At 57.9% G+C, this 15,653-nt stretch carries 17 protein-coding genes; 11 read left to right on the top strand and 6 right to left on the bottom strand.

Annotation, left to right across the window (positions count from 1 at the left end):
* Nucleotides 1-21: 21 nt before the first annotated feature.
* Nucleotides 22-441, bottom strand: coding sequence for a cytochrome P450 (locus CL546_RS00855; RefSeq protein ID WP_290492400.1), 420 nt, complete (start codon nt 439-441; stop codon nt 22-24).
* 338 nt (nt 442-779) lie between these two features.
* Here CL546_RS00855 and CL546_RS00850 point away from each other — a divergent pair, with 338 nt between their 5' ends.
* The 5 genes from CL546_RS00850 to CL546_RS00830 all read left to right on the top strand — a co-directional run bounded on the left by CL546_RS00850 (nt 780) and on the right by CL546_RS00830 (nt 4,618).
* Complete coding sequence (locus CL546_RS00850; protein ID WP_290492399.1) at nt 780-1,562, top strand: ParA family protein; 783 nt, start codon at nt 780-782, stop codon at nt 1,560-1,562.
* Nucleotides 1,552-1,959 carry a YkvA family protein gene (locus CL546_RS00845; RefSeq protein ID WP_290492398.1) on the top strand — a complete coding sequence of 136 codons (408 nt, stop codon included), beginning with the start codon at nt 1,552-1,554 and terminating at the stop codon, nt 1,957-1,959. The genes CL546_RS00850 and CL546_RS00845 overlap by 11 nt, the downstream gene beginning before the upstream one ends.
* Nucleotides 1,952-2,542 carry a DUF805 domain-containing protein gene (locus CL546_RS00840; RefSeq protein ID WP_290492397.1) on the top strand — a complete coding sequence of 197 codons (591 nt, stop codon included), beginning with the start codon at nt 1,952-1,954 and terminating at the stop codon, nt 2,540-2,542. The genes CL546_RS00845 and CL546_RS00840 overlap by 8 nt, the downstream gene beginning before the upstream one ends.
* A 408-nt stretch (nt 2,543-2,950) precedes the next feature.
* Nucleotides 2,951-3,745, top strand: a complete 795-nt coding sequence (locus CL546_RS00835; RefSeq protein WP_290492396.1) for a hypothetical protein — start codon at nt 2,951-2,953, stop codon at nt 3,743-3,745.
* A gap of 111 nt (nt 3,746-3,856) precedes the next feature.
* Entirely contained in the window at nt 3,857-4,618 is a 762-nt protein-coding gene (locus tag CL546_RS00830; RefSeq protein ID WP_290492395.1) for a hypothetical protein, read from the top strand.
* A 30-nt stretch (nt 4,619-4,648) separates the two neighbouring features.
* On the opposite strand, the gene CL546_RS00825 is transcribed toward CL546_RS00830, so the two are convergent.
* Complete coding sequence (locus CL546_RS00825; protein ID WP_290492394.1) at nt 4,649-5,770, bottom strand: alpha/beta fold hydrolase; 1,122 nt, start codon at nt 5,768-5,770, stop codon at nt 4,649-4,651.
* Between the two features lie 133 nt (nt 5,771-5,903).
* Between CL546_RS00825 and CL546_RS00820 the strand changes: the two genes are divergently transcribed.
* The 3 genes from CL546_RS00820 (at nt 5,904) to CL546_RS00810 (ending at nt 8,057) form a co-directional block, all read left to right on the top strand.
* A complete protein-coding gene (locus CL546_RS00820) occupies nt 5,904-6,374 on the top strand; it encodes a PaaI family thioesterase (protein WP_366603278.1) in 471 nt (156 codons plus the stop codon).
* On the top strand, nt 6,371-6,826 hold the full coding sequence (locus CL546_RS00815; protein ID WP_290492393.1) for a PaaI family thioesterase: 456 nt from the start codon (nt 6,371-6,373) through the stop codon (nt 6,824-6,826). The genes CL546_RS00820 and CL546_RS00815 overlap by 4 nt, the downstream gene beginning before the upstream one ends.
* 118 nt (nt 6,827-6,944) lie before the next feature.
* Nucleotides 6,945-8,057 carry a ferritin-like domain-containing protein gene (locus tag CL546_RS00810; protein ID WP_290492392.1) on the top strand — a complete coding sequence of 371 codons (1,113 nt, stop codon included), beginning with the start codon at nt 6,945-6,947 and terminating at the stop codon, nt 8,055-8,057.
* Here the strand turns inward: CL546_RS00810 and CL546_RS00805 are convergent.
* Nucleotides 8,039-8,872, bottom strand: coding sequence for a patatin-like phospholipase family protein (locus tag CL546_RS00805; RefSeq protein ID WP_290492391.1), 834 nt, complete (start codon nt 8,870-8,872; stop codon nt 8,039-8,041). The genes CL546_RS00810 and CL546_RS00805 overlap by 19 nt on opposite strands.
* On the opposite strand from CL546_RS00805, the gene CL546_RS00800 reads away from it, so the two are divergent.
* Nucleotides 8,866-10,110 (top strand): MFS transporter, encoded by a 1,245-nt coding sequence (locus tag CL546_RS00800; protein WP_290492390.1) that lies wholly within the window; start codon nt 8,866-8,868, stop codon nt 10,108-10,110. The two genes, CL546_RS00805 and CL546_RS00800, sit on opposite strands and share 7 nt — an antisense overlap.
* A gap of 8 nt (nt 10,111-10,118) precedes the next feature.
* Here the strand turns inward: CL546_RS00800 and CL546_RS00795 are convergent, their stop codons facing one another.
* The 3 genes from CL546_RS00795 to CL546_RS00785 all read right to left on the bottom strand — a co-directional run bounded on the left by CL546_RS00795 (nt 10,119) and on the right by CL546_RS00785 (nt 12,954).
* Nucleotides 10,119-10,997 (bottom strand): DNA-3-methyladenine glycosylase family protein, encoded by an 879-nt coding sequence (locus CL546_RS00795; RefSeq protein WP_290492389.1) that lies wholly within the window; start codon nt 10,995-10,997, stop codon nt 10,119-10,121.
* Nucleotides 10,994-12,082 carry a bifunctional DNA-binding transcriptional regulator/O6-methylguanine-DNA methyltransferase Ada gene (ada, locus tag CL546_RS00790; RefSeq protein WP_290492388.1) on the bottom strand — a complete coding sequence of 363 codons (1,089 nt, stop codon included), beginning with the start codon at nt 12,080-12,082 and terminating at the stop codon, nt 10,994-10,996. Before ada ends, CL546_RS00795 begins: the two co-directional genes overlap by 4 nt.
* Before the next feature lie 206 nt (nt 12,083-12,288).
* On the bottom strand, nt 12,289-12,954 hold the full coding sequence (locus CL546_RS00785; RefSeq protein ID WP_290492387.1) for a YiaD family glycine zipper/OmpA-like lipoprotein: 666 nt from the start codon (nt 12,952-12,954) through the stop codon (nt 12,289-12,291).
* 139 nt (nt 12,955-13,093) lie between these two features.
* Between CL546_RS00785 and CL546_RS00780 the strand changes: the two genes are divergently transcribed.
* Together CL546_RS00780 and CL546_RS00775 are read left to right on the top strand one after the other, a co-directional pair.
* On the top strand, nt 13,094-13,912 hold the full coding sequence (locus tag CL546_RS00780; protein WP_290492386.1) for a lysophospholipid acyltransferase family protein: 819 nt from the start codon (nt 13,094-13,096) through the stop codon (nt 13,910-13,912).
* Between the two features lie 136 nt (nt 13,913-14,048).
* Complete coding sequence (locus CL546_RS00775) at nt 14,049-15,641, top strand: FAD-binding oxidoreductase (protein ID WP_290492385.1); 1,593 nt, start codon at nt 14,049-14,051, stop codon at nt 15,639-15,641.
* Nucleotides 15,642-15,653: the final 12 nt, after the last annotated feature.

Raw genomic sequence — 15,653 nt, 5'->3', positions numbered from 1 at the left:
CTTGAATTGATTGATGCTGTGCTAGTCCTGAATTCCTCTGGCGATGTGTGGTCCCATGCGGTCGAGATAGCCTTTCAGCACGTCCTTATTAAAGGCCTGCTGCATGATCTTGCGATGCCAGCGGTGCTCCTCGAAATCCAGTAACATGATACCGCGATGGAAAAACCGGCCGATAAAATAATCCCAGCCATCATGGTTAGAAAACAGATCGCCCCGATTAAGCATGACGAACTGGTTGGCGTCAGGGCCGAGCATCTGGATCATGCGTAAACCAAATACGCTGCTCCAGGATACCGGACCGTAGGTATCGTAGCGTTTGCGCATTAACCCGATCGGATCGCGCATGAAACCCAGTGTATGGCCGATAAGGGGCAGCCCCGCATCACCGGGGATAGCCTTGAGAGTGCTAGTCCTTGGCGGCACGCAAAATGGCTGAGACATATAAAACACCTGAGAATAGCTGTGAACGACGCTGGCCAGTGATGCGCCGAAAAGCGAAACACTTTGTTTACTTTTAGCTCCATTGGTAAATCTCAGCAAGGGGAAGTAAATAGATTTCGTGCCATCGTTTAATTTGAGTGTTTTTTAATCGAACCGTAACTTGCGTCTGGTTCACCCCGGTTTGCCGATTCCGCTCAGCGGTTATTCACCAGGTTATCCACAGTTTCTGTGGACAGTCTGAGCGGCAAGTCGTGGCTGTCGCTTTGGCACTGTGAGTGGCTTTGCAGGCTGTGTATGATTCGGCAACGCCAATACTTGCTGTTTAAGGAGAACAAGGAATGCGTAGAGTGGTGTTCAATCAGAAAGGGGGCGTGGGGAAGTCCAGTATCACGGTCAATCTGGCCGCGATCAGCGCGTCGGAAGGCAAGCGCACCCTGGTTGTCGATCTGGATCCACAATGTAACGCCAGCCAGTATTTGTTGGGCATGCCGGCGTACAGCAACGGCCACGGTCCGAAGCCGAATATCGGGACTTTCTTTGCACAGACCCTGTCGTTTCGGTTGAAAGAAAAAGACCCGCGTGACTATGTGCATGGCACGCCGTTTGAAAACCTCTTTGTGTTGCCGTCTGACGGCGAGCTGGGGGAAATCGAGCATATGCTTGAGTCCAAACACAAGATCTATAAATTGCGCGGTTTACTCAAAGCACTGGCGAAGGATTTCGACGAAATTTTTGTGGATACCCCGCCTGCGTACAACTTCTATACCTTGTCATCGCTAATTGCGGCCGACCGTGTGCTGATTCCCTTCGACTGCGATGCGTTTTCCCGCAAGGCGCTGTACACACTGCTGGAAAATATTCAGGAAGCCCGGGAAGACCATAATGATGACCTGCAGGTGGAAGGCATTGTGGTGAATCAATATCAGCCCAGAGCGCGTTTGCCACAGGAGTTGGTGGCGTCTCTCGAAGAAGAGGGATTGCCGATTCTTGCCAACAAGCTCTCCAGCAGCGTGGTGATGCGAGAGTCCCACGAAAAAGCCACGCCACTGGTCAATATGCAGCCACGGCACAAGCTTACCGATGAATACCGTGCGCTGTTCAAGGAAATCAGTGCCGGTTAATCCGTTCCGGGTCGAGGCCCGGCGCCGGGCGGGGCGAATCCTTCGTTCTGCCACGGCCACCCGCTGGCTGGTCCAGGCAGTGTTCAATCGTTCTGACCAGTTCAAGGCCAGGCTGGGGGAGACGTTTTCGGACCTGATCCTGCTGGCATCATTGCTACGGGATTGGGTAACCGGGCGATACCGAACGGTTCCCTGGGGTACCTTGCTAACGATCACTGGCGCGCTGGTTTACTTTTTGATGCCGCTGGACGCTATCCCTGACCCGATTGTGGCGTTGGGGCTAATAGATGATGTCGCTGTGATATCGCGCACGCTTAAACTGACCCGCACGGATCTGGAGCGCTACCAACAGTGGCGTAATGAGCAGGGTGATGCCGGGGGAGAAAACAATGAATGATGCCTACGGGGGTGGATCACTCAAGCCCGGTTATCAGGGCAAGGGCATGATTGTTTATGAGTCTCTCTCTGTGCTCAGCTTGCAGCAGCGGCTTGGCCGCCTGCGATTTGCGTGTTACCAGTTTGGTGCTGCGCTGCTGTCCGGCTTGCTGATTGCCCTTTTCCTGTTGTTATCCGTTGAACTGTTGCCGCAGTGGGTGGGTTGGGGCGTCGCCGCAGTGGTGTCGTTGGCGCTGTTGGTCTACCAGATCGGACTTCTGGTGCGCCGTTTGCACGATATGGAGAAAAGTGGCTGGTGGGTCATCCTGGCGTTTGTGCCGTTGGTCAATTTGCCATTCCAGCTTTATCTCTATCTTGGTGATGGCAGCAGCATGGTGAACCGCTTCGGAACGCCGAATCCACCGGTCAGCGCCGTGGTCATGCTGGTGGGCGGTTTGTGCTGGTTTATCAATGTGTTAGCTCTTTTGTTCATGTTGGTCTTATTGGTGCTGGGTTGGTTCCTGCCCGACCTTCTGGCGCCTTATCTCGGCCACCTTCCGCAGGGGTGGGCGGAGCCGGCACAGCAGGCCCTTAACGCCCGATAACTATTAGTCGCAGGCTCCTATTTTTGCTACCTTTTATGCTATTGTCTTGTGACTCAGGTCCGGGGATGAGCTGACCTGACGAAATAAATAAAGCCATAACAAGTTAAGGAACCTCTGAATAACTCCTTGCGTACTCAGTCTTTCAGGCTGGCTCGCAATCTAGGCGCGCTTTTGAAGGTGTATTCCATCCATCGAAAAAGTGCAACAACGAGTGCGGGCCAGCCTGGAAGACCCGAAGGGCGCGGCCTGAAGCGCACATCTGCTGCGCCTTGCCTCTCGGAAAGGGAGCCACCCTGACCATCGAGACAAGACACAACAGCTGCACGCTTCAGGCTCACGCTGAGCATGCAAGGAGTTATTCAGAGGTTCCTTAGTAACAACAAAAATAGCGATTATTAGGGAGTAGCTATGAGAAAGCGTCTTCTGGGGTGTCTCATTGCGATGGTGTTGCTGCCAATGCAGGGATTTGCGTCAATCAGCAATGCAGAACTCGAAGATTTTGAATTGGCGCTGTGGAAAGTCCGCGCCGATTTTCACATGTTGACCGTGATGGTTGGCAGCAAAACCTATATTTCCAATCTGGATGATGCTATTGCCCAGGCACAGTCCGGCATGGGGGCTTTGCGCAGCAATGCGGAAGGCAGTGAAGAGCGCGCGCTGGTGAACGATCTGGACAAGAATTGGGGCATTCTAAAAGCAGCGGCCCAGGGTAATACTATGGCCGAGCAAGGCTTTACCAACGCCTACACCATTCAGGATGTGAATGAGCTGCCGACAGAGATGTCACTGCGGATCGAATCCTTCAACGGTGCCACCGAAGGCCAGTACGATGATATCCGTGAGCTTTCAGCGTACCTCCAGCGCATGACCTCCGAGTACCTGAATATCGCTGCAGACCCGGCAGGGGGGATGGCGTCAGGGTCGGATGAAGGTCGCCTTGAGTTCAAGGATGCGGTGCCTGAGTTTGAGCGGATGCTGGCCGCGGCGAAAAAGAACCACGCCAACGATGAAGCCATCAGCCGTGCCTTGAACCAGGTGGGCGTGAAGTGGATGTTTATCCGTGAATCCATGGTGAAGTTTTATGAAAATGCGGTGTCGTACCTGATTTATCGCTACACCAACCAGATGGTAGACACCATGAGTCAGGCAATCAGTCTGGCGTCTACGGATGTAGAAAAGCCCAGCTTCGGGCCGGTTGAATAAGGCGGAGCCATCACTGGCTCCTTTGTGCTGACCCTCGCATGTGTGCGGGGGTTTTTTGATGGTGGCTTATATCAAGCCGCTCTTGTTTAAAATGTATAGGGGGAGTTCGGGGTGAATAAGGAAATTCGACATGGCCTGGTTGCGGCACTGCTATTGGTGTCAGCAGGGGCTCAGGCAGCGATGTCCGCCACGGAATTGGCACTGGTTCAGGCAGATGCATGGCGGGTCCGGATGGGATTTCATCTGCTATCGATTCGTGGGGATAACCCGGAAGACCGGGCAGCACTGAAAGCCTTGCTGGCGGATGGAGAGCAACATCTTGATGCGCTGAAGGCGCAAGCCGCACCCGGCGAGAAAGACACTGCGGCGCAACTGGATGCGTCCTGGGATGCCCTCAATCAACGCGCTCTGGATAACCCGCTGGCTTCATTGGGCTATGCGGACTACAGCGCCATGAGTGAAATCAATACCACCACGCTGGCGGTGGATGCGCTGGTACGCAAGGCAGAAGTAGCGGGCGATGCAACCTACCTGGATATCGCCCAGTTGTCTGTGGCCATGCAGCGTCTGGCCAGTGAGTATGCCGCTCTGGCAGCCTTTCCCTCGGCGGGCCTGAAAACCGGTACTGGCCTGCAGTCCATGGACTTTGGCGCGGAAGCCCGGGCTATCGACGAATCACTGGTCAGCCTGAAAGGCAAATATGCGGGGGATGAGCAGGCCCGTGAAGTGCTGGCATTCATCGATCAGCGCTGGGCGTTCGTGCGCAAATCGATTCCCAGTATGGATGACCCGAACACACAGAAAATCCCGTATCTGTTCTATCGGTATGCCACACAAATGGCGGAACGGGTGAGTGACCTGGCCCAGCCATAACGGGCTGATGTTCCCGGCTTGGTGGCGTGGCTACTGCGAGCGCGCCACTAGCCAGTCTGCGCTGATGCGCCAGGCGTGGGAGGGGGCTTTGGAACCCGAAAAGACCCCCGCATGGCCGCCTGGCACTTCCTCGAAGCGCTTCTCTTTGCTACCGACAAGGTGCATCACATCCCGTGCTGCGCGCAGGCTGACAATGTTGTCGGTGATGCCGGCAAAGGAAAGCAGGTCCTGCTGAATGGATGAGAAATCCACGCTGCGCCCGCCTATCCGGATTTTGCCTCTGGCCAGGCTGTTAGCCAGAATCATTTTCTCGATCACCTCGCGGACTACCGCACCGGGATAATCCACCATATCGTTGAACCACTGGCCCATGGTCATGTACTCGGTCACGTATTCACGGTCACCAAGATTGCGGATCAGATCCATGTAAGCCTGTACCACGCCGGGGGGGTTGGTCATCTTGAAGCCCAGCGTGAGCAGATTGGCAGGAATGTGAAATAGCTTGTCGCTAAGCGGCTCAAGGCGAATCTGGAACCAGTCGTGGACCTGCATGGCAGGAATGGCAGCCAGGCCCAGGGCCTTGCCAAAGGGACCACTTTTGTGAAAATTCACCGGGCTGGCAATGGTGATAAGGCTGCGCACTGGCGCATCACTGTGCCCTCCCAGGTACATCAGGCACAGTAACCCGCCCATGCAGTAGCCCATCATGTTGATGGTCTCGGTTTCCGCATGGGTCTTTACGGCCTCTACCGCAGAAGGAAGCCAGCGATTGACGTAGGTGTCCAGGTCCAGGCTGCGATTGGCGTTGGACGGTTTGCCCCAATCCACCAGATACACGTCGTAACCGCGGGCCATCAGATAACGGACCATCGAGCGGTTGGGCATCAGGTCATAGGTCCAGCAGTGGATGCCCAACGCTGGCACCAGCAACAGGGGAATGCGGTGCTTGTCGGTGGAAACCGGGAGAACGTCGTCGTTAAGCGGAATTTCGGCCATCGGTGGGAGGCTGTAATGGCGCACAGCCATAATACCGTCACGATAAATCTCATCCCACGGGCATTTATCCACCTGGATAAAGCGTTGCGGGTGACGCCTGCGTTCCACAATGTGGCCAACGGCCCGCAGGCTGTTCTTTAATCGTGATGTCGCCATTTTAACGCCTCCTGAAATGGGCGGAGAAGGCTAGCAGAGAGCAAGACCGTTTCTATGGTAAAACGGTAACACTTGCAGATTAGCCAACAGCCGTTAATCTTGCCCCCGATATCACTTGGAGACATTGGCCGCCGTGACAGAAAAAACACTTCCGTATACACGCTTGGACATATGCAACCGCTTCCTGGAGTCTGTGCGTCACTCCGTTGTGCTGGGGCTTGAGGTCGTCAGCGCTACTGAGGAGTGCGTCCGGGTCCGAATGCCCTGGCGAGACGACCTGGTCGGTAACCCGGAGACCGGGGTCATGCATGGCGGGGCCATTTTCGCGATGATGGATCAGGCTGGAGGGATGGCGATTACTTGCCGCACCTTCCCCACGTTTGAGATTACCCCGACCATCGATTTCCGCGTGGATCATTTGCGTAGCCCCGGAAAAGGCCGGGCTGTGGTGTGTGAGGCCAGATGCTATCGGCTTACCACCCATGTGGCTTTTGTCAGTGTAACGACCTGGGAGGAAGAGGGGGATGACGAACCTATTGCCACCGGGTTGGCAACCTATACGCGGCTAAAAATTGACAAGGCAGGCACGGTGGTGGGCCAATGAAAGCACTGAAAACGCTGATCGAAGAGTGCCGCAGTGGCAAGGCAGACTATCAGGCCCTGATCGACCGGGTGCCGTATGCACGGTTTCTGGGCATTCAGGTCATCGCCCAGGGGGATGAGCTGACCTTTGTGTTGCCCAAGCACGACAATGTGGTAGGCAACCCTACTTTGCCTGCGCTGCATGGCGGGGCGGTGGCCGGTTTTATGGAGCAGGCGGCGATTATCTTCATCCTGCTGCAAATGGGCGAGCCCAAAGTGCCGAAAACCATCGATTTCACCATCGATTATCTGCGTGCGGGGCTGTTCCGTGACACTTACGCAGAATGCAGCGTCACGCGTCTGGGGCGGCGAATTGCCAACGTGCACATCAGTGCCTGGCAAAAAAACCGCCAGGAGCCAATCACCATTGCCCGTGCTCACTTTCTGCTCTCTGACGATGGCGCCACGGACTGATATCACATCCATTGTGTTTAGGCGCCACGGACGGCGCTAATTGTCATAACACGACATTGCTCCCTTCCCGGCATCCGCCTAGCGTTGAGTTATGACTTAGCGCTACCAAGGATGCCTAATGAAAATAACCAAAGTCAGCACGCCGCCTACCCAAGTCAGTATTTACGACAACTGGGATGGGCCAGGCCACGAAGACATCGAAGACAAATTGAGTGCGCAACACGTAGAAGATGTGGTGGAAATATTCCAGACCCCGCTCACGGGCCACTACAACTGGGATTATTCTTCCGCCGATGGTCGCATCCGCAAGCTCTACAAACTGGGCAAAGAGCTGAACTGGAATGCGGACATGGATGTGGATTGGTCAGAGAGCTTCCCCAAATCCGAGGTGCCACTCGATCAGTCCTTCAACCCGTTTCACGGCTGGGACACCTTCGAAGCATTAAGTGAGGATGAAAAGCTGCGTTTTGGCTGGCATAACCTGGCCTGGATGCTCGCGCAGTTTGTACACGGTGAGCAGGGGGCGTTACTGGTGGCCTCCCAGCTGGCTAGCTGCGCGCCCACCTATGACGCCAAACTCTATGCGGCCAGCCAGACCTTTGACGAAGCCCGCCACGTGGAAGTGTTCACGCGTTACCTGCAGGAAAAGATCGGCATTCTCTACCCGGTGAATCCGAACCTGAAATCCCTGCTGGACAAAATTCTGTCCGACCCCCGCTGGGATCTGAAGTTTATCGGCATGCAGATCATTATCGAAGGGCTGGCGCTGGCCGCATTCAACACCTTGAAAATGACTGCCCAGGACCCTCTTTTGAAGCAGATTATTCATCTTGTTATTCGCGATGAGGCGCGACACGTTACCTTTGGTGTCAATTACTTGGAGGACTTTGTTGAGACTCTGTCTGAAGAGGAAAAAGAAGAACGCGCCCACTTTGCCTTCGAGGCTTGTGTGGTCATGCGGGAGCGATTGATCAGCACCGAAGTGTTCGAACACTTTGGTTGGGATGTGGAGGCTGCCCGCGAGCAGGTATTGTCGTCCACCATCATGGCGCAGTTCCGTAACCTGCTGTTCACCCGCATTATGCCCAACCTCAAACGCATTGGCTTGCTCACGGATTCCGTGCGGCCGCGCTTCGAGGAGCTGGGTATCCTGCAGTTTGAAAACCTGGTGGACGACGGCCAGATCGACTGGGCCGAGCTGTCCAAGCCGCTCTACGACGAGGCGTCCTGAACCGATTCGATAATCAGCGCATCTCCCACCGGCCGGGCCAATGCCCGGCCGGTGGCGTTATAGGCCTGGTGCATGGCCTGGCGCCCCTGTTCCAGCTTGCCGGGACCGGAGCGAACCAGGCCGTCAATGGCAAGGGTGACCAGATTTGGGCGAGAAGGATGATGCAGAGCCTTGCTGTGCGAGCCGCGCCAGGGAGAGCGGGACTGCAAATGGTGATAGAGTACGCGCTCTCCGGGGTAGGTTGCGGCCAGCCCGTGCCGGTCGGCAATGCCGCCGTCCCAGTAGTAGCGCCCGCCAATCCGGGCCGGCTGAAACAGCAAGGGGACGGCGCAGGAGGCGTATACCGCTTCCACCAGGTTACCTTGTTGTAACACCTGCGTACGCCGGCTTTTCGCCTGCCAGGCAGAGACCGCCAGCGGGGTGCGAGCTTCTTCCATGCGCTGAGCGGGTAGCAGGCCCGCCAGCATTCGGCGAAAAGCCTGACCGGATAACAAACCCAGCCCGGGGGAGGGATCCCAGAACTGGGATCGATCAAGACCGAGCAGCATGTCTTCGATGGCATTGATGCTGGCGCCGGAGGCCACGCAGGCCCCCACCAGCGCGCCGGCGCTGGAGCCACAGAAACGAGCAGGAGCCAGGCCGTGCTCAAGCAGGGCGCGCAGAGTGCCGAAATGGGCAAAAAAACCGAAAAACCCGGATGACATGGCGAGAGTAAAAGGTGTCTCGGCCAGCCAGTCCGCCAGCACCCCCTGATGCGATGTGCCCCGCAGCGGTGCGTAATCTGCCACACCTTGAACCGGAATCTGTAATGTCACAGCTTGACCCTTCCACCGAAATCGCTGGCAAGCCTACCTCGCGGACCTTCAGTCACACAATGCTGTTGGCGGCAGTGGCGGTAACAGCACTGGGGCAGACTCTGGTTTTTACCCTGCTGCCGTCATTGGGGCGAGCCACCGGTATGACGGAAATGCAGGTAGGACTGATCATCAGTTGTTCATCACTGGTGTTTGCCCTGGCCAGCCCGGTGTGGGGCACCTTGAGTGAATCGCTGGGTCGCAAGCGGGTCATGGTGATTGGGTTGTCGGGGTATTCGCTGGGCACGCTGTCGTTCGCTGTGGTGTTTGATCTGGGCCTGCGCGGGGGATTGGTGGGCGTCGGTCTGGTGGCGGCTCTGGTACTGAGCCGTATGCTGCAGGCGGCGATTATGGCTGCAACGCCGGCAGCGGCAGCTGCGTATACCGCTGACATTACCACCCCGGAGCAGCGCACTCAGGGCATGGGACGCATCGGCGCGGCCAACAATATCGGTACCGTCGTCGGGCCTGTGTCCGGCGGCATTCTGGCTGCCATTGCATTGGTGTTCCCGCTGTACGGTGTGGCGGTTCTGACTGCCCTTATGGCGATTAGTGTGGCTCTGTGGCTGCCGCCATCACCGCATCGTCCCACTGCTCGCACCGTGCCGCTGCGTTCCGTGTTGCGCCACGGGCTGGCCGCCTATGCGGACCCGCGCTTGCGTGATCTGTTGCTGACCGGGGTGATGCTGTTTATGAGCTTCGCGCTCATTCAACAAACCCTGGGTTTCCTGTTCCAGGACCAGTTCCTGATGAGCCCTGCCGAAGCGGCGAGGGCACTGGGGCTGACCATGATGATGGCTGCACTGACATCGCTGTCGGGACAGTTGATTGTGGTGCAGTGGCTAAAAGCCCCGGCGACCCTGTTGATTGCGCTGGCTGTGCCCAGTATCGGTGCCGGTGCCGTTATTCTCTGGCTGGCGGACACGGAGGCCCTGATGAGCGGGGCGGTGCTGCTGGTCGGGCTGGGCCTGGGGTTTGGCATGCCGGCAATCATGTCCCTGGCCAGCCTGCGGGTGCCCACGGAAGAGCAGGGGCGCGTGGCGGGTCTGGCCAGCGCCTGTCCCGCGCTGGGGTTTATTGTCGGGCCGCTGGTGGGTACGGGGTTATACACTTTCGATCATCGCTGGCCGTATCTGTTGGTGATCGCGTTGCTGGTGCCGATGTCCGTGCTGGCCTGGCGACTTGCTCGCAAGGTCTGAGTCAGCGGTTAGGCCTGCACGTTCAGCGATTGCCACAGGTGTGCCGCAACCAGTGCCCGCCATGGTGTGAATGCGGCCAGCCAATCCCGGGTCGCTTTCGCAGTCGGGCGTGCCTTCAAGCCCAGCAATTGCTGCAGTGCTTTCTGCACTGCTACATCGCCGTGCAGGCTGCCATCCAGATAGCCATACCCTCTCAGCAGGGTGTAATTCACACTCCAGGGCCCCAGCCCGCGAATGCCAAGCAGGGCCTGCTCCGTGCTCTGTGCATCAGCGTCAGAGTGCAATGCGTCAGGCAGCAGGGCGTGCTCACAGCAGCGCTGCGACACCGTCAACAATGTGTCTGCCTTACTGGCTGAAAAGCCGACACTGCGTAGTGCGCTGGCATCCAGCTTGTTCACCGCGGTGGCGTCAGGGTAGCAGTACAGGCCGCTGACCCGCGCTTGCCCCGCCAGCTGAATAAACCGTCGTCGGATGGCGGTGGCCGCACTGACACTGATCTGTTGCCCGATGATGGCCCAGCTTAGTGCCTCGAATGGGGTCGCGGACTGTGGCACACGCAGCCCGCGCTGCCTGTCGATCAGCTGGCCGAGTGGTGCCGCCTCTCCGGTAACCGTTTGCTCGAATGTGTGTACAGGTTGGTCGAGGCCAAGCATGGCACGAGTCTGTCGGGATAATGCGGTACGGGTGAGTGTGCTGGCCGCGGCGCGGACCTGCCCGGGATGATTGAAATCCAGTGCGAGCAAGCAGGGGTGGCCATCAAGAATCACGGCCTTGCGAAGCACATTACCTTCTACCTGCTCGGAAATGGCGTGCTGGTCACGGCCGTGGAAATCAAGGAAAGCGGGCACGCTAAAGTGAGACGGCAAGGCAAGGGTGAGGCTGCTCACGCCTTTTTGTTTCCCTGTTCCCGGGCGAGCAGAGCGGCCTTGCGCTCAACCCCCCAGCGGTAGCCAGACAGACCGCCGTCGGCGCGGACAATACGGTGGCAGGGCACCAGAACCGCCAGCCTGTTACTGGCGCAAGCCCTGGCCACGGCGCGAGCAGCAGTGGGCCGCCCCAGCGTTTCTGCCAGCGCCTGATAGGAAAGGGTTTGTCCTGCCGGAATAGCCCGGAGCGCGGCCCACACCTGCTGCTGAAAGGCCGTGCCCCGTATATCCAGTGGCAGGGCATCCGGCAGCGGAGTTTGTGTGGCAAGGGGGGCGTCAATCAGCGTAATGACCATGGCAACACGTTGTTCAAATGCGCTATTGCCGGGTAACAGCTCTGCACCGCTGAATTCCTGCTCGAAATCGCCCAGCAGGGCATCCGGATCATCGCCCATGGCAACGGCACAGATACCGTTTTCGCTTTCTGCTACCAGTACGGCGCCCAGTGAGCTGTCAGCAATGGCGACGCGCAGCGCCAGGCCCTGGCCTGCCTGACGATACTGCCCCGGTTTCATGCCCAGGGTTTGCCCGGCGGAGCCATGGAGATGGCTACTGGAATCAAAGCCGGCGTGATGTGCGGCGCGGGTCAGCGGCTGGTCGTCGCGTAACTGTTGGCGGACTCGACGGCGACGGACGGCAACACCGTATTGATGCGGGGAAATTCCGGTAATGGCCTTGAACTGGCGCTGAAGGTGGGAGGGACTCCAGCCAGATTGCTCGGATAATTCCGCCAGTGTGGGTTTGTGTTCCGCCGTGTCGATGGTGCGGCACAAGGCAATCACTGTGGCCGCGATGGGCGATGGGGAATCCCCCAGAGGGTGGCAGCGGCGACAGGGACGATAACCGTTCCGCAGAGCTGCCCCGGCATTATCGAACAGACGAATATTCTCGTTGCGTGGACGGCGCGAAGGGCAGGTGGGCAGGCAGAAAATACCGGTTGTGACGACCCCATACACAAAGGTATCACCGGGGATGCATCGATGTTCATCGATGGCTTGCTGCCGTTGCTGGTCTGCATTCATCGTTGTGCGTTGGCCTGTTCGCATGGGTCCTGCCCCGTAGTATGAAGGGAAGTATGAAGGGAAATGAAGCTAACGGGGAGCATGGCGAAAAGGGCGCGGGCGCACATTCGAAATGTTGCGGTTGTATTGGAAAAAGCTGAATGGGCAAAAAGGGGAACTAAAAATAACGAAGAGGGCGAAAACAATGGCGGCGAGCCAGGCTCGCCGCCATGCGGGAATCGCTGCTGTGCTTACTTGGTGTAAGGCAGCAGTGTCAGTTCCACGCGACGGTTCTGTTCCCGGCCGCTGGCCGTATTGTTGCTGGCAATGGGCTGGGTTTCACCAAAGCCCACGGTGTCCAGACGAACCTGTTCAACGCCATAGCCAGAAAGTTTGTTGGATACCGCCTGGGCCCGTTGCTGGGACAGCAGCAAGTTGTAGCGATCGCCGCCAGTGCTGTCTGTGTGACCAGCCACCTGAATCATGGTGGATTTGTATTCATTAAGCACTTCGGACACCGCATCCAGCACCGGATCGAAAGAAGACTTCACGCTGGTGCTGTCAGTGGCAAAGGTCAGGTTACCCGGCATGTTGAGGATGATGTTTTCGCCATCACGGGTAACGGAAACACCGGCGCCTTCGAGCTTCTGGCGCAGCTTGGCTTCCTGAACGTCCATGTAATAGCCCACACCGCCGCCGGTAACCGCGCCAATGCCAGCCCCGGCCAGAGCACGCTCTTTACGTTCTTTGGCGCTGTCGGAGGTGGCGATACCGATCAGCGCACCGGCTACCGCACCAATTGCCGCACCGGATGTGGCTTTGGAGGTCTGTTTTTCACCCGTATAGGGATTAACCGTGCTGCAGCCCGTAACGGCAATCGCACTCGCCAACGCAAGTGACCCGGCAAATCGTTTCATGGAAGCTCCTTGGGATTCGATAACATATTGGTTTTTTTACTGGTTTAGGCCTGAATGAACCATAGCGGTAGTGTAAAAGCTGGTAAAGTGCCGGCGTCACGACTGCACTCAATTTGATCAAAACATTACAGGAAATCGCTTGGCTATTCAGGATTTTTCCCCGCCATCGCTGGCGACAATGGACCGGCTGCTGGCTGTGTCCCGGCATTATTTTGCTCCCCGGTTATTGGGTGCCGACAATGTAGACCCACAGCGCCCGGCGCTGTTTGTGGGCAATCATGGTCTGTACGGCCTGATTGATTCCCCGCTTTTCGTGCTCGAGCTGTACCGGCAAACCGGCGTTTTCCCCAGGGCCCTTGGAGACCGGGTGCATTTCCGCGTGCCGGGCTGGGGGCCCTTGCTGAAACGCTGGGGGGCAGTGGAAGGCAATCCTGACAATTGCACACAACTGATGCAGGCCGGACAGCCGGTGCTGGTGTTTCCCGGCGGCGCCCGGGAAGTGGCCATGCGCAAGGATGAAGTGCACAAGCTGGTGTGGAAGCAGCGTACGGGATTTGCACGCATGGCCATTGAGCACGGCTACGACATTATTCCGTTTGCCTCGGCCGGTTGTGACGAAGCTTACCGAGTACTGGTTGACGGTAACGATTTCCAGCAATCCTGGCTGGGCCGCACTTTGCTGAAGCGCCCACGGCTCGACAAGCTATTACGTGGCGGGGACATGTTCATGCCGTTGAGCCGGGGCGTGGGGCCGACCTTGATCCCCAAGCCGGAGCCGCTCTGGTTCCAGATCGGGGAGCCTATTTCTACCGCTCCCTGGGCCGGCAGAGAAGGGGATGGCGACGCCTGCTGGGCGGTGCGTGAAACCGTCGCAGCCTCGATCTACAGCATGCTGGGGTCTCTGAATCAGGAGCGCGCGGTGGCCCGCAAGCAAGGCTGGCGACGCTGGTTGCTGTGATCGGTTCGCCACCCAGCCCCTTGGCCTGTTGCTCCCCCAAACCTCCTTTGTCACAAATAGTCCATGCAATGTCCTGCCACGCCAGTGAAAGCCCGGCGTGTCAGGACTACTATGGGGAAAAATAAGGAGTGCATGCATGCGACGCTGGAATGGCTGGGGTGACAGTAACAATCACTATCCGTTAAAACCGTCAGGACTGACCTTTATTCAGTCCCGCCTGGGCCGGGCGGAGCCGCTACCGGACGCGGAAATGGCCGCAGTGATCGCCCAGGTGCCGGCGTCCCGGCTGCCGGACCATCCGGGCGTGAAGACAGACCCGGAAACCCGACTGCGCCATGCGCGCGGCCAGAGCCTGCCAGACTGGCTGGCCATGCGCTCCGGCGAGTTCGAGCGATTTCCGGATGGGGTTGCCACGCCCTCCAGTAGCGAGGAAGTTCGCGAACTGCTTGATTGGGCTCTGGCCCAGGGCATTACCGTGATTCCCTATGGCGGTGGCACGTCCGTGGCAGGGCATATCAATCCCCCCGATGGCGATGCACCGGTTCTGACCTTGAGCCTGGCGGTCATGGACCAGCTGATGGATTTGGATACACAAAGCCAGATCGCCACCTTTGGTGCAGGCACACCGGGCCCCAAGGTTGAGCAGCAGCTTCGTGAGCGGGGCTACATGCTGGGGCACTTTCCCCAATCCTGGGAGCTGTCCACCATTGGCGGCTGGGTGGCCAGTCGCTCCAGCGGCCAGCAATCCATGCGTTATGGCCGTATCGAACAGATGTTTGCCGGTGGTCGAGTGGAAACGCCCAAAGGTACATTGACGATTCCTACCATTCCGGCCTCATCAGCAGGGCCTGACCTGCGGGAAATTATCCTCGGCTCGGAAGGGCGCATGGGGGTGATCACCGAAGTCAAAGTGCGGGTCACGCCCTTACCGGAAACGGAAACGTTTCAGGTGGCGTTCGCCCCGGATTGGGATACCGGCAAAGAGCTGGTACGGCAGATGACGCAGTCGAAGATACCGCTTTCCATGCTGCGACTGTCCAATGCAGAAGAAACCCGCACGCATCTGATGCTGGCCGGCCACGAAAAGCTGGTCGGTATTTTGCATCGTTACCTGGGGGTGCGTGGCTGTGGTGACGGCAAATGCATGATCACGTTCGGTGTAACCGGCGAAAAGGCCCAGGCGCGTCACGTGCTTGCTCAGGCTCGCAAGCGCATCCGTCAGGCTGGCGGCGTTATGGTGGGCACCCTGCTGGGGAAAAAATGGGAAGAGTCCCGTTTTCGCTCGCCGTATCTGCGCCACGGATTGTGGGAGCACGGTTATGTGGTCGATACCTTTGAAACCGCCGTGGACTGGAACCGGGTGACTCCGGCCATGGTTGCCATGGAACAGGCGGTCCGCGATAACGCGGGTGACGGCGAGCAAGTGCATGTCTTTACGCACCTGTCACATTTGTACTCGCAAGGTTCCAGTATCTATACCACTTACGTGTTTCGCTGCGCGGACAGTTACCAAGCCACGCTGGCTCGCTGGCGGGTGCTGAAGCAGGCAGCCAGTGAGGCCATTGTGGCGAACGGTGGCACCATCAGTCACCAGCATGGCGTAGGCCGTGACCACGCGCCCTGGTTGCACCATGAAAAAGGCGAGCAGGGAATGGCGGTGTTGAACCGGCTGGTCGATCACTTCGATCCCCAGCATCGCCTGAATCCCGGTTGCTTGATCGACGACTGATACGGGCACGAT

It is taken from the genome of Alcanivorax sp., from assembly GCF_002726155.1.
Classification (GTDB): domain Bacteria; phylum Pseudomonadota; class Gammaproteobacteria; order Pseudomonadales; family Alcanivoracaceae; genus Alcanivorax.
Note: the sequence above shows the minus strand (reverse complement) of the source record. Positions and strands in the feature narration are given on the sequence as shown.